The 13567-nt window shown below is 69.1% G+C and carries 13 protein-coding genes; 7 read left to right on the top strand and 6 right to left on the bottom strand.

The features are described 5' to 3' along the window. The first annotated feature begins 123 nt into the window (after positions 1–123). Entirely contained in the window at positions 124–639 is a 516-nt protein-coding gene (gene rplJ, locus Q0D75_RS07305) for a 50S ribosomal protein L10 (protein ID WP_291051127.1), read from the top strand. 51 nt (positions 640–690) lie between these two features. Further along, positions 691–1074 carry a 50S ribosomal protein L7/L12 gene (rplL, locus tag Q0D75_RS07300; protein ID WP_291051124.1) on the top strand — a complete coding sequence of 128 codons (384 nt, stop codon included), beginning with the start codon at positions 691–693 and terminating at the stop codon, positions 1072–1074. Positions 1075–1177: 103 nt separating this feature from the next. Here the strand turns inward: rplL and Q0D75_RS07295 are convergent, their stop codons facing one another. Continuing rightward, positions 1178–1798 carry a TetR/AcrR family transcriptional regulator gene (locus Q0D75_RS07295; RefSeq protein WP_291051121.1) on the bottom strand — a complete coding sequence of 207 codons (621 nt, stop codon included), beginning with the start codon at positions 1796–1798 and terminating at the stop codon, positions 1178–1180. A 70-nt stretch (positions 1799–1868) separates the two neighbouring features. On the opposite strand from Q0D75_RS07295, the gene Q0D75_RS07290 reads away from it, so the two are divergent. Beyond that, the gene (locus Q0D75_RS07290; RefSeq protein WP_291051118.1) at positions 1869–2261 is read left to right on the top strand and encodes a DUF952 domain-containing protein; all 393 of its coding nucleotides are present in this window, start codon (positions 1869–1871) and stop codon (positions 2259–2261) included. Here the strand turns inward: Q0D75_RS07290 and Q0D75_RS07285 are convergent. Continuing rightward, positions 2218–3243, bottom strand: coding sequence for a LacI family DNA-binding transcriptional regulator (locus Q0D75_RS07285; RefSeq protein WP_291051116.1), 1026 nt, complete (start codon positions 3241–3243; stop codon positions 2218–2220). The genes Q0D75_RS07290 and Q0D75_RS07285 overlap by 44 nt on opposite strands. Before the next feature lie 299 nt (positions 3244–3542). Between Q0D75_RS07285 and Q0D75_RS07280 the strand changes: the two genes are divergently transcribed. From Q0D75_RS07280 to Q0D75_RS07270, 3 genes are all read left to right on the top strand, one after another. Beyond that, positions 3543–4868, top strand: coding sequence for an extracellular solute-binding protein (locus Q0D75_RS07280; RefSeq protein ID WP_291051113.1), 1326 nt, complete (start codon positions 3543–3545; stop codon positions 4866–4868). A 151-nt stretch (positions 4869–5019) separates the two neighbouring features. Then, on the top strand, positions 5020–6150 hold the full coding sequence (locus Q0D75_RS07275) for a sugar ABC transporter permease (protein WP_291051111.1): 1131 nt from the start codon (positions 5020–5022) through the stop codon (positions 6148–6150). After that, positions 6147–7130, top strand: coding sequence for a carbohydrate ABC transporter permease (locus Q0D75_RS07270; protein ID WP_291051108.1), 984 nt, complete (start codon positions 6147–6149; stop codon positions 7128–7130). Before Q0D75_RS07275 ends, Q0D75_RS07270 begins: the two co-directional genes overlap by 4 nt. Positions 7131–7256: 126 nt before the next feature. On the opposite strand, the gene Q0D75_RS07265 is transcribed toward Q0D75_RS07270, so the two are convergent. Genes Q0D75_RS07265 through Q0D75_RS07250 form a run of 4 tightly spaced genes read right to left on the bottom strand, consistent with a single transcriptional unit; the run spans position 7257 to position 11416 of the window. Beyond that, positions 7257–8111, bottom strand: a complete 855-nt coding sequence (locus Q0D75_RS07265) for a galactosyltransferase-related protein (RefSeq protein ID WP_291051105.1) — start codon at positions 8109–8111, stop codon at positions 7257–7259. Next, the gene (locus tag Q0D75_RS07260) at positions 8108–9178 is read right to left on the bottom strand and encodes a glycosyltransferase (RefSeq protein WP_291051102.1); all 1071 of its coding nucleotides are present in this window, start codon (positions 9176–9178) and stop codon (positions 8108–8110) included. Before Q0D75_RS07260 ends, Q0D75_RS07265 begins: the two co-directional genes overlap by 4 nt. Before the next feature lie 46 nt (positions 9179–9224). Further along, positions 9225–10301 (bottom strand): glycosyltransferase, encoded by a 1077-nt coding sequence (locus tag Q0D75_RS07255; protein ID WP_291051100.1) that lies wholly within the window; start codon positions 10299–10301, stop codon positions 9225–9227. Further along, complete coding sequence (locus Q0D75_RS07250) at positions 10298–11416, bottom strand: glycosyltransferase family 1 protein (RefSeq protein WP_291051098.1); 1119 nt, start codon at positions 11414–11416, stop codon at positions 10298–10300. The genes Q0D75_RS07255 and Q0D75_RS07250 overlap by 4 nt, the downstream gene beginning before the upstream one ends. Positions 11417–11683: 267 nt before the next feature. Between Q0D75_RS07250 and Q0D75_RS07245 the strand changes: the two genes are divergently transcribed. After that, a complete protein-coding gene (locus tag Q0D75_RS07245; protein WP_291051296.1) occupies positions 11684–13549 on the top strand; it encodes an ABC transporter ATP-binding protein in 1866 nt (621 codons plus the stop codon). The last annotated feature ends 18 nt before the right edge of the window (positions 13550–13567 follow it).

Raw genomic sequence — 13567 nt, 5'->3', positions numbered from 1 at the left:
CGAAGTAAGTCCCGCCTCGCGCGGTGTTCTCGCTCCGGCCTCCTGTGCCGGAGCTTTTTTCTTGCCTGCCTTCTCTCGCACGACGGTCGCCCCGGCTGAAAACCAATCATCATTAGGAGCGCCATGGCGAACAAGGAAGCCTCGGTTGCCGAGCTCACGGAACTTTTCCAGAGCTCGACCGCCGTTCTGCTGACCGAGTATCGCGGTCTCACGGTCGCGCAGCTGAAGACGCTGCGTGGCAACATCCGTGAGCACGCGTCATACGCCGTGGTGAAGAACACGCTGACCAAGATCGCGGCGAACAACGCCGGCATCTCGTCGTTCGACGACGAGCTCGTCGGCCCGTCCGCGATCGCGTTCGTCCACGGTGACCCCGTGGCCGTCGCCAAGTCGCTGCGTGACTTCGCCAAGGCAAACCCTCTTCTCGTCGTCAAGGGCGGTTACTTCGACGGTAACGCCCTGACTGCCGAAGAGGTCACCAAGCTCGCCGACCTCGAATCCCGTGAAGTGCTGCTGGCGAAGCTCGCCGGTGCCTTCAAGGCTTCGCTGTTCGGCGCCGCATATCTCTTCAACGCACCGCTGTCGAAGGCCGTTCGCACGGTCGATGCGCTGCGTGAGAAGCAGGAGTCCGCTTCCTGAGCTTCGGCTTCGGATCGCGGTTGAACTAACTACCAAACCAAGGAGAACATCATGGCAAAGCTTTCCACCGAGGAACTGCTTGAGGCTTTCAAGGAGCTCACGCTCATCGAGCTGAGCGAGTTCGTCAAGGCGTTCGAGGAGACCTTCGAGGTCACCGCGGCTGCCCCCGTCGCCGTCGCCGGCCCCGCCGGTCCGGCTGCTGCCGCCGAAGAGGTCGAGGAGAAGACCGAGTTCGACGTCATCCTCGAGGCTGCCGGCGACAAGAAGATCCAGGTCATCAAGGAGGTGCGCGCCCTCACCAGCCTCGGCCTCGGTGAGGCGAAGGCACTCGTCGACGGCGCTCCCAAGGCCGTCCTCGAGGGCGCCAACAAGGAGACCGCCGAGAAGGCCAAGGCTCAGCTCGAAGAGGCCGGCGCCACCGTCACCCTCAAGTAGTCTCAGCCACTACGCACAGAAGCCCCACACCGAGAGGTGTGGGGCTTCTGCCGTTAACCGCGCCCCTCGCCTGTTCGCCCTCCGGACCACGTGGGAGGCCGGTTCAGGGGATCACGAGGGGCAGGCAGGATGCGGCGTGAGCTGCGGCGACGGCGGGGGAGGGGGCCGGGTCGAGCGCCAGGAGGCGGCGGCGGTGGCGTTCGCCGAGCAGGAGGGCGTAGAGCGCTTCGGCGCGGGCCGTAGCGGGGGCGACGGATGCTGCGGCTGCCGGATCCGTCGGCGCCTCGGGGGCATCATCCGGCAGGTAACGGGCGAGCAGGGCGATGGAGTGGCCGGGGCCGGCCTCGTAGAAGCGGCGGGCGAGCTCGGGGAAGCGCGGGGCCTCGGCGATGACCGAGCGATGCAGCGCGATCGCGGCATCGGAGTGCAGCACGAAGACGAGCTCGGCGGCCACATCCTGAAGCGACGATCCCTCGATGGCGCTGGCGCGGATGCGGTCGTGCTCACGTTCGACGGCGGCGTCGAAGACCGCGGCCTTGTCGCCGTAATCGGTGTAGATCGTGCGCTTGGTCACGCCCGCGCTGGCGGCGATCTCGTCGAGGCTCGACCCGGCGAAGCCGTTCACCGCGAACGAGTCGACCGCGGCATCGAGGATGCGGGTCAGACGCCGGGCGCGCTCGTCGGCGGTCGGTCTGCCGCGCTTCGCCATCCGTGGTGTTCCCACCCGTGCCTCCCCGCATCCGTTCTCTTAATGATACCGTGAAGTGTCATTAACTGAGGGAAGGACGCCAGCCATGGCCCTGATCGCCCACATCGCCATCCTCGACGACTGGGAGTCGGCGCGGAACCTGGGCGAGTACGAGGTGTCCACGCGCGGCGTGAGCCTGGCCGAAGCCGGCTTCGTGCACGCGGTCGTGCTGCACGGTGTTCGCGGCGTGCTCGACGAGTTCTACTCCGACGCGCGGTTCGCGCTGGTGCTCGTGCTTCTCGACACGGATGCGCTCGCCGCGGGCGGTCTCACCGTCACCGAGGAGACGGCGGGCTTCCCGCACATCCACGGCGGCCCCATCCCGACCGACGGGGAGGCCGTCGTGGCCGTGCTGCCGATCGAGCGGTCCGCGGGCGACTTCGTGCTGCCCGACCTCACACCGTTCGCGGGCGCGGGGGAGCCGTCGACGAACGGATGATGAGCTGCGAGGGCAGCATGGTGTGCTCGCCGGGAGGAGTCCAGCCGGGCTCTTCGAGCTGACGGATGACCCAGGCCACCGCCTGCTCGCCCTGCAGGTCGGGGCGCTGCTCGATCGTGGTGAGGCCGAAGAGATCGGCCAGGGGGTGGTTGTCGATCCCGATCACTGAGAGATCGTCGGGCACCGAGAGTCCCAGTTCGCGAGCCGCCAGGATGACCCCGATCGCCACCTCGTCGGAGGCCGCGAAGATCGCCGTGGGACGGCGGCGGGGATCACCCAGGATCTGCTTGCCCACGCGATAGCCGCCGGGGATGTCGAAGCGCGCGGCCACGTAGGAGTGCTCGTCGTGCGGAACACCGGCGGCGGTCAGCGCCTCCTGGTACCCCATCAGACGCTTGGAGTGCACGTGGAAGTCCATCTGTTCGTCGATGTCGCCGCCGACGTGCATCACGTCGCGGTGACCGAGCAGCAGCAGGTGCTCGGTGGCGAGGCGGGCGGCGGCGATGTCGTCGATGCTGAGCGTGGGGATGCCGGCCAGCGGACCTCCGATGCCGACGATCGGCTTGCCGAGGGCGAGCAGCCGTTCGGTCTCGCTCGCGGTGATCTCGAGCGTGACCGCGATCACCGCATCCACCCGCTTGCGCACCAGGAAGTACTCGAACACCCGGAGGCGCTCCTCGACCGTCTTGGTGACGTTGTAGAGCATCAGGTCGTACCCGCGATCCAGGAGGGCCCGTTCGACGCCCTCCAGGATGCTCGCGAAGAACCACTGGTTGATCATCGGGATGATCACGCCCACATTGTTCGTGCGCCCGGTGACGAGGCTGGAGGCGCTGGAGGAGACGACGTAGCCCAGGCTCGCCGCGGCATCCGACACCTTGAGGCGCGTCTCGGCGGACACGTAGCCGCGGCCGCTCAGGGCGCGCGACACGGTGGCCTTGGACACGCCGGCGAGACTCGCGACGTCTTCGATACCCGACACGGCGACCCCCTCGTCTGCAAACGCTTCCAGAATCCTAGCGTCAGTTCCGTCACGAAGTGAAACCCAGGCTTGGCGCGAGCGCCCGGATCTGTTACCGTGAGAGCGCTCTCTGCAACCGAATCGTTATGTTTTGGATCTCTCCGGAGATCGAGTTGTGGTTTGCTGTCGGTTGTGGAAAGGTTTCCCTACACACGCCGCCGGTGGCACCACAACGGGGGCGTAACGTCCTAGACCGATCATCGGATCGGCACCGTGGCCGGGTTTCCCCCCGCGTCACAACTACTCAATGAGGAGGAGAAATGCGGTCACTTTCGCACCGCCGTGTCACAGCACCCATCGCCATCGCAGCGGCTCTCGGACTGACGCTCGTCGGCTGTTCCGGTAACGCCGGCGGCGGCTCCGGCAGCAGCGACACCGTCGGCGAAGCCGATGGCGTCGTCACCGTGTACGGCACCATCGCCGACACCGAGGCCGAGCTTCTCGAACAGTCCTGGGCGGACTGGGAGAAAGAGAACAACATCGACATCCAGTACGAATCGTCGAAGGAGTTCGAGTCGCAGATCGGCATCCGTGCCCAGGGAGGAAACCCGCCCGACCTGGCGATCTTCCCGCAGCCGGGCCTCCTGGCCGACCTCGCGTCGCGCGGCTTCATCCAGCCGGCCCCCGAGGGCGTCGAGAAGAACGTCGACGACAACTGGTCGGCCGACTGGAAGGCCTACGGCACGGTCGACGACACCTTCTACGGCGCGCCGCTGATGGCAAGCGTCAAGGGCTTCGTCTGGTACTCGCCCAAGCAGTTCGCCGACAACGGCTGGGCTGTGCCGAAGACGTACCAGGAGATGCTCGACCTCACCGCCAAGATGCAGTCCACCACCGGCAAGGCACCGTGGTGCGCGGGCTTCGGCTCCGGCGACGCCACCGGCTGGCCGGGCACCGACTGGGTCGAAGACCTGGTGCTGCGCCAGGCGGGCCCCGACGTCTACGACCAGTGGGTGAAGAACGAGGTCAAGTTCACCGACCCGCAGATCTCCGACGCCTTCACCTCGGTGGGCGACATCCTGCTCAACCCGAGCTACGTCAACGCCGGCTTCGGTGACGTCACGTCCATCAACGCCACCGCCTTCGGCGACGTTGCGAACGCGATGGCCGACGGCACCTGCTCGCTCACCCACCAGGCCTCGTTCTTCGACGGCTTCCTCACCGACGCCGGCGCGACCGTCGGCCCCGACGCCGACATCTGGGCCTTCGTGACCCCGGCAGTGACCGAGGGTGAGACCGCCGTCACGGGTGGTGGCGAGATCGTCGGAGCCTTCTCCAACGACGCCGACACCCAGAAGGTGCAGGAGTACCTCTCCAGCTCCGACTGGGCGAACAGCCGTGTCGCACTCGGTGGCGTCATCTCCGCGAACAAGGGTCTCGACCCGGCCAACGCGAAGAGCCCGATCCTGCAGGAGGCGATCAAGATCCTCCAGGACCCTGACACCACCTTCCGCTTCGACGCCTCCGACCTGATGCCCGGTGCCGTCGGCGCCGGAACCTTCTGGAAGGGCATGGTCGACTGGATCAACGGCACGCCGCAGGCCGACGTGCTGACCTCGATCGAGGGCGGCTGGCCCACCAACTAGGCCGGTCCATCCGAACGGATGCCACGAGGCCGCCCGAAGAGATTCGGGCGGCCTCCTCGCACCCCCTCCCCCCGCCTCGTGTACGGTGTCAGCACGGCGCCCAGGCGCGCCGGACCGTTCCTGAGTTCAGAGTCGCACTCGAAAGGTTGTCATGTCGGAATTCCTCCTGTGGGTGGGGAAACTGCCGCCGTTGGCGCAGATCCCCATCGTGGTCATCGCCTTCGGCATCGTCGTCGCGCTGATCCTGTTCTTCGTGGAGATCGCGCCGCGCTCGGGTCGTAAGTACACGATCATCCGCTTCGCGGTCTGCGTGCTCGCACCCACCCTCGTTCTCCTGCTGCTGGGCTCGGTCTGGTGGGCGGCCCTGATCGCCGCCGCACTGGGCGCGTTGTTCTTCGTGCTCGACCGCCGCTCCAAGCAGGGCGCCGGCTACCTCTTCCAGCTGTTCGGCTTCCTCGCACCCGCGATCATCCTGCTGCTGATCGGGCTCATCTACCCGACCATCAAGACGGCCGTCGACTCGCTGTTCTCCAGCCGTGGCAACTTCGTCGGTCTCGACAACTTCGTGTGGGTGCTCACCAACCCGCAGAACCTCCGGGTCATCCTGAACACCATCATCTGGGTGCTCGTGGTTCCCGCCGCCTCGACGATCTTCGGCCTCGCCTACGCGGTGTTCATCGACAAGAGCCGCGGCGAGAAGTTCTTCAAGATCCTGGTGTTCATGCCGATGGCGATCTCCTTCGTGGGGGCCTCGATCATCTGGCGGTTCGTCTACACCTACCGTCCCGCCGAAGAGAACCAGATCGGCCTGCTCAACCAGGTGGTGATGTGGCTCGGCGGGCAGCCGGTGCAGTGGCTCCAGGAGTCGCCGTGGAACACCTTCTTCCTCATCATCGTGCTGATCTGGATCCAGACCGGATTCGCGATGGTGGTGCTCTCCGCCGCCATCAAGGGCGTTCCGACCGAGCAGCTGGAGGCCGCCGAGCTCGACGGCACCAACGCCTGGCAGCGCTTCACCAACGTGACGGTTCCGGGCATCCGTTCCTCGCTGATCGTGGTGATCACCACGATCTCGATCGCGTCGCTGAAGGTCTTCGACATCGTGCGCACGATGACCGCGGGCGCCAACGACACCAGCGTGCTGGCGAATGAGATGTACACGCAGTTCAAGAACTTCGAATACGGGCGCTCGGCGGCCTTCGCCGTGATCCTGTTCATCCTGGTGATGCCGATCGTCATCTACAACGCCAGGCAGATCAAGAAGCAGAGGGAGATCCGATGAGCGCCGTCCAGCCGATCGACCTGCCGATCGACAAGTCGACCGAGCAGCAGCTGCGCAGTGGCGAGAAAGCCCTCGAGCGCGGCGAGACCACGGTGCGCCGCACCAAGCGGCGGCTCACCAGCCGGGGCGCCACCGCGGCGGCGCTCGTCATCGCGGTGATCTGGACCATCCCCACCTTCGGTCTGCTGATCTCCTCGTTCCGCGAGCGGAACGACATCCAGACCACCGGGTGGTGGACGATCTTCTCCAACTGGGGATTCACGCTCGACAACTACTCCGAGGTGCTGGGGGCCGGCAACTCGCAGGTCACGATCGCCTCGTCGTTCGTGAACTCGATCGCCATCACCATCCCGGCCACCCTCATCCCGCTGGTGATCGCGGCGCTGGCGGCCTACGCCTTCGCCTGGATCGACTTCAAGGGCAAGGACTGGCTGTTCATCGGGGTGTTCGCCCTGCAGATCGTGCCGATCCAGATGGCCCTCGTGCCGCTGTTGTCGCTGTTCTCCCGCGGTCTGGTCGTGGGGAACGACTACCTCTTCTCAGGCATCCCCTCCAACGGCACGTTCTCGCAGGTGTGGATCGCGCACACGATCTTCGCGCTGCCGCTGGCGATCTTCCTGCTGCACAACTTCGTGTCGGAGATCCCGCGCGAGGTGATCGAGGCGGCCCGCGTCGACGGCGCCGGGCACGGGCAGATCTTCTTCCGGATCATCCTGCCGCTCACCATGCCGGCGCTGGCGTCGTTCGCGATCTTCCAGTTCCTGTGGGTGTGGAACGACCTGCTGGTGGCGCTGATCTTCGCCGACGGCGGGGTGGCACCGATCACCAAGCTGCTGGCCGAGATCACGGGTTCTCGTGGTCAGGACTGGTACCTGCTCACGGCGGGCGCGTTCGTGGCCATCGTGGTGCCGCTGATCGTGTTCTTCGCCCTGCAGCGCTTCTTCGTACGAGGCCTGCTGGCCGGCTCGACGAAGGGCTGACGCCCGGCTCGCGCTGTCCGAAACGAAGGAGGTTTTCCCGCAACGCCGCACTGATCGCGTGAATCACGCGGTGTGGCGGGGAAATCTCCTTCGTTTTGGTTAAGGGCACAGCGAGACGGGCGGGGGTCAGGCGCGGCGGTAGGTGCCCTCGGGGGTGCGGGTGATGATGCCCTGGGCCTCGAAGGCGTCGAGCCAGCCGCGCATGGGCCAGCGGTGCCAGCGCTCGTGGAAGAGCGCGGCGTTGCGGAGGATGGCGTCGAGGTGGCGCACCGGGGGTGACTCGACCGGGTGGTGCTGGTGGAATGCGCGGGCGCTGCCGACCCAGGCGAGCTCGACGCCGGCGGCGCGGGCCATGTGCGCGAAGTCGGTGTCTTCTCCGCCGTACCCCACGTAGCCCTCGTGGAAGCCGCCGATCGTGCGCCACGTCTCCGCGGTGACGGCGAAGGAGAGCGACCAGAACAGGTCGTGATCTCCGCCCAGCTCGACGTCACCAGGTGGGGGAGCGGGGCGGGCCAAATGCGGCTTGGCCGCGGGCAGGGCGTCGAGGTCGTAGCCGGCGGGGGGCGGCGGCGGGAGGTAGGCGACGGGGCCGCAGAGCAGGCGGCCGCGGGTGGACGGGTCCATAGCCGTTCGGGCATATGACCCGACGAGCTCCTCAGCGGGCAGGCAGTCGACGTCGAGGAACACGAGCACGTCGGCACCTGCGGCAAGAGCTGTGTCGGCTCCGCGGTTGCGGGCGGCGGCGAGAGGGAGGCCGCCGTCGTAGGCCGTCATCGTGACGACCCGAGGGGTGGAAGGGCCCGGGGCGGCGACGGATGCTGCGGCCGCATCCCGGGCGAGGAGCGCTTCCAGTGCGGGGTCGTCGATCACCACGATGACGTGGTCGTCGGGACGGGGGTACGAGCGCGCGAGGGCTTCCCGCTGCCGTGCGAGGTGGTCGTGCCGGCCGTGCACGACGGTGATCAGGGCGACGCGCGTCATCCGCTCTCCTCGCCCGGCCCGGTCGCCGACGTGGCCTGGGCGCGGTGGCGTGCGACGCGCTCGATGGCGCGGGCCGCTCGCTCGGCTCCGTGACCGTCGTTCCAGTGCGACCAGCGTGTGGTGGGCAGGGAGCGGGCCCGATCAAGGAGGGGCGACCAGTCGACCCGGGTCATGTCGGTGTCGTCGGGGAGGTGATCGAGCGCGATGACCGGGTAGCCCGCCGCGGCGAGGGCGGTGGCCGTGGCGGATTGCTCGTCGTGGGGACGCGGCTGGGGGAGCACGATCGCCGGCCGGCGGGCGGCCGCCACTTCGGCGATGGCGTTCTGTCCGGCGTGCGTGATCACCACGTCGGCGCTGCGGATGCTGGGCCAGGGGTCGTCGGACCACCGGCCGTCCGCCCCGCCGAGCACCTCCCAGGTCCAGCCGGGACTCGAGGTGCGTGCGCGATCCAGCGCGCGGGCATCGAAGCCCCCGCCACCGGCTCCGTTCAAGACGAGCACTCGACCGTCGCCGGTGCCGGCACCCGTGAAGTCGGCGTCGGTGCCGGCGGGGACGGGCGCGAAGCGCGAGATGGCGCCGACGGGCACCAGCTTGGCGAGCGTCGCCGGTGTCAGCCCCTGAGCGAGCGGCGGGATGCCCGTGGGCCAAGCGGCGAGCACGGTCGTGGCCAGGTCGTAGCCGAGGTGGTGGGCGGGGTCATCGCGCACGCCGGGGAGCGCGAAGGTGATCACCGGCACGCCGAGCAGGCGCACCAGTGCGACGACCTCGACCGAGATGTCGACCACCAGAGCCGAGGGGTCGGCGCGATCGATCCACGCCGCGATCGCGGCCATCCGCTCTCGGAGACCGTCGTCGCCGAGCGGTGCCCAGTGCAGGTGGCCTCCGGCCGTGGGGTCGAGCGGGGTGGGGCCCTCGTCGTCGCGGGCGAGCTGCACCCAGTCGCCCGGCCAGTCGCGGGGGCGGGGGAGGGAGGACAGGCCTGTGACCTCGTCATCCAGCTGCGCCGCAATGGCCGCCGCCCGCGAGGCGTGCCCTCGACCCTGATGGTGGACGTAGTAGCCGATCACGACCGCAACCGATGATCACGGCGCGCAGTCGGGGCTCCGACCGCACTCACGCGGCCAGCGCGAGACCGCGCGCGTCGTCGTAGAGACGCTCGTAGGCCTCGACCATGCGGTCGAGCGAGCAATGGGCCACGGCGTGGGCGCGCACGGCGTCGCGCGGGAGCAGCGAGGCCAGACGGATGGCCGAGGCCAGCCCGCCGACGTCGTCGGGCGCGCAGAGCCGGCCACCGGCCGCGCCGACCACGTCGACGAGCCCGCCGCGGGCGAAACCGGCGACCGGGGTGCCGCAGGCCATCGACTCGGCGGCGACCAATCCGTAGGGCTCCTCCCAGCGCGGAGTGACCACGCAGACGGACGAGTGTCCCACCCGATGGGCGAGCTCGGCCGAGGGGAGGTGGCCCAGGTAGCGCACGTCGGGGCCGAGTCGCGGTGCGATCTCACGGTCGAAGTACTCGGGATCGTGCGCAGGGCCGGCGAGATCCAGGGGCACCCCGGCGAGGCGTGCGGCGTCGATGGCCACGTGCACGCCCTTCTCGGGCACCAGCCGGCCGAACCAGATGGCGCGCTCGCCGCCCGGGCCCGCCTTCCAGCGGCCGGCGTCGATGCCGTTCGGGATGACGTCGGCCGCCACCGCGTGCGACCACTCCTCGGCGGTGTGCTGCGACACGGCCACGAAGCGGGCCGACGGAGCCGCGAAACGCATCGCCGACTCGAGCCAGGGGGTGGGCGGGGTGTGCAGGGTCGTCACGAAGGGCACCTCGAGCGCCGACGACATCGCGATCGGCAGATGATGCAGGCTGTTGTTGTGCACGATGTCGAAGCGCTCGTGCCCGGTGGCCGCGAGGCCGAGCAGCAGGGCCAGGTAGGCGTGGTGCTCCTGCATCCAGGCCTCGGGCGGAGCACCCACGTCGCTCCGGGCGCGGCTGCTGAGCGACACGGATGCCACGTCGAGCGTCTCGACGTTCAGCGCCGGGTCCGAGCCCGGCGCGGCGAAGAGCGACACTTCGTGCCCGCGGGCGATGAGCGCGCGCGCGAGCGAGTGCGTGTGGGCCTCGAGGCCGCCGGCGAAGGGCTCGGCCACCGGGAAGCGGCTCGAGGCGATGAGGCAGATCCGCAGGGGCCTCATGCGAGCGGACCGGATGCGGTCGGTGCGGATGCGAGCAGGCCGGCGTAGAGCTGTGCGTGCGCAGCGCTGACCTGCCGGCGCTGCATCCGGCGCTCGGCCACCGTGGCGGGAACAGCCGGGCCGGCCGCGTGGGCGGCGTGCACGGCCGCGGCGAGCGAGGCGGCGTCGAATCCGTCGTCGTCGTTGCCGTACTCGAATACCGGCCCCTGCTCGCGGTAGTAGCCGCAGCTGGGTGCGAGCACGGTGGTGCCGAGGTCGCGGCAGGCTTCGAGCCAGCCGGAGTGGGTGCCGAAGCGGTAGGGCAGCACCGAGACATCGAGGGAGGAGAGGTAGTCCCACAGCTCGGCATCGCTGAAGTAGTCGTGCACCCGGAGGTCGATGAGCCCTTGGTCCGAGGCCGTGGTGAGGAAGTCGGCGAGTTCGGCCGAGTGTCGCGGACCGCTCGGCAGCAGCACGTCGGAGTGTCCGTCGACCTGCAGCACCGCCCCGGGGATCCCGCGCAGCGTCTCGGTGAGCACCCGGATGACCGGCAGCGGGTTCATGCTCGCCCGCAGGCTCTTGACGTGCACGCCGACCCGGAACGCGCCCGCCTGGCGCCCGCCGCCCCCGGTCGCCCGCCGCTCCTGCACGGCCGCCATCGTCTCGAAGTCGACCACGTGCGGATGCGGCAGCACGGTCGCCGTGCGTCCCCACCGCCGCTCGATCTCGGCGGCGGCTCCGGGGGTCAAGGTGATCAGGGCATCCGCCGCGGGGATCAGCACGTCGAGCTGCGCATCGTGCTCGTGCGGGGTGGTGTGATGGGGGTTGCGCAGATCGTGCACCGTGTACACCAGCGGCCGGTCGGTGTCCCGCAGGGCCTCGGCGAGCTCGCTCAGCTGGGTGGGCGAGCGGGCGTCGAAGCCGAACTGCAGGTGGAACAGATCGAACTCGTCGTGCGAGCGCACCCACGAGGGCTCGAGCATCGCCGGCGGCCACCAGCGCGACACCGCCGAGCGGCGCGGGTCGTCGGGATCGGGATCGGCCAGCCGGCGCACGGCGGGCCCGGGGGTGGCGCGCGGCGAGTCGACGGGGGAGAGGTGTCGCACGTAGACGTGTCCGGAGGGGACTGATGCCACCCGCACCGCAGAAGCCGACGTGTCCGGTTCAGACGGAGCAGGGCTCCCGGTCGTTCTCACGCGTGTGATTGATCTCCGCTCGGTCTGCTGCCACTCTCGCACGGATCAAGCGAACCCCGGAATGAATTCTTGGCACCGGGCTTGACACGGCATCCGGGGAGCGCCGTTCACCCGGGCCTGCGCAGCATTCCGCCCTCGGCGATACGCGGCGGCGGTGTCGCAGGCCCGGCGTAGGGTGAGCGCATGAGCGGAACAGGCGGTGGCCGGATGAGCGCGGCAGCCGCCGCCGGGGGCCGGGGTGCGGGCGGCGGACGGGTGTCCTCCAGCGACGCGCGGGCGCAGCGGGCCGCCAACGAGCAGGCCCCGAAGATCCCGCATCTGCTGCGCCGCATCAGCGAGCTGTTCCAGCCGTATCGGCCCGCCTTGATCGTCACCGCCGCGCTCGTGCTCGTGGGGGCCGCGCTCACCGTCATCCCGCCGCTGCTGACCCAGCAGGCGTTCGACCTCGGCCTCTTCCCCGCGGGCGGCAAGCCCGACATCCCGGTGCTGGCCGAGCTGGTGGGGCTGATGGTGCTGATCTGGGTGGTGTCGGCCGCGCTCGGCGTCTGGCAGACCTACCTCACCGCCCGGGTGGGCAACCGCGTGATGGGCGATCTGCGCATCCGTCTGTTCTCGCACCTGCAGCGGATGGAGCTGGCTTTCTTCACCCGCACCAAGACGGGCATCATCCAGTCGCGGCTGCAGAACGACGTGGGCGGCGTGGCCAGCGTGCTCACCAACACGGTGGCGAGCGTTCTCGGCAACACCGTCACCGTGATCGCCGCGCTGGTGGCCATGCTGCTGCTGAGCTGGCAGCTCACGCTGGTGGCCGTCATCCTGATGCCGCTGCTCGTGTCGGTGCAGCGGCGGGTGGGGCAGGTGCGGGCGCGCATCGCCTCGCAGACCCAGGAATCGCTGAGCGACATGACGGCCATCACGCAGGAGACGCTGAGCGTCTCGGGCATCCTGCTGGCCAAGAGCTTCAACCGTCAGGGCGCCGAGGTCGCGCGCTACTCCGCCGAGAACGACAACCAGATCGCCCTGCAGGTACGGCAGCAGATGAGCGGCCAGTGGTTCTTCGCCATCGTGCAGATCGTGCTGTCGATCGTGCCGGCCATCGTGTACCTGGTGTCGGCCTACCTCATCACCGGGGGCGCCGACATCACGGCGGGCACCATCGTGGCCTTCACCACGGTGCAGGCGCGGTTGATGTGGCCGCTGCTGGGCCTCATGCGCGTGGGGCTCGACCTGCAGACCTCGGGTGCGCTGTTCGCGCGCATCTTCGAATACCTCGACCTGAAGCCGGCCATCGCCGACGCCCCGGATGCGGTGACGCTGCCGGAGAGCGGCACCGCAGGCCGGGTGGAGTTCGAGCACGTGGGCTTCGTGTACCCCGACGGCGAGCCCGAGCATCCGACCCTCGACGACGTGTCGTTCACGGTGCTGCCCGGGCAGTTCGCCGCCTTCGTCGGGCCCTCCGGCGCCGGCAAGACCACGGTGTCGTACCTCGTGCCGCGACTGTACGAGGCGAGTTCGGGCGCCGTGAAGGTCGACGGGCACGACGTGCGCACGCTGAAGCACGAGTCGCTGATCGCCCGGCTCGGCATCGTCAGCCAGGAGACCTACCTCTTCCACGCCACGATCGCCGAGAACCTGCGCTATGCCAAGCCCACGGCCACGGATGCCGAGCTCGAGCAGGCGGCCCGGCGCGCCAACATCCACGAGCGGGTGATGAGCTTTCCCGAGGGCTACGCCACCGTGGTGGGCGAGCGGGGCTACCGGCTCTCCGGCGGCGAGAAGCAGCGCATCGCGATCGCCCGGGTGCTGCTGAAAGACCCGGCCGTGCTCATCCTCGACGAGGCCACGAGCGCACTGGACTCGATCTCCGAGCGGGTGGTGCAAGACGCCCTCGACGCCGCTGCCGACGGGCGCACCACGATCGCCATCGCGCACCGGCTGTCCACCATCGTGAACGCCGACGTGATCTTCGTGGTCGACGCCGGCCGCATCGTGGAGTCGGGCACGCACGCCGAACTGCTCGCCCGCGGCGGCGCCTACGCACGGCTCTACGAGCAGCAGCTCACCAGCGCCTGAGCGCCGGCGCGATACGCT

The organism is Herbiconiux sp. (assembly GCF_023264855.1).
Classification (GTDB): domain Bacteria; phylum Actinomycetota; class Actinomycetes; order Actinomycetales; family Microbacteriaceae; genus Herbiconiux.
The sequence above is the reverse complement of the archived record's forward strand: the minus strand, read 5'-3'. Positions and strand labels throughout refer to the sequence as shown.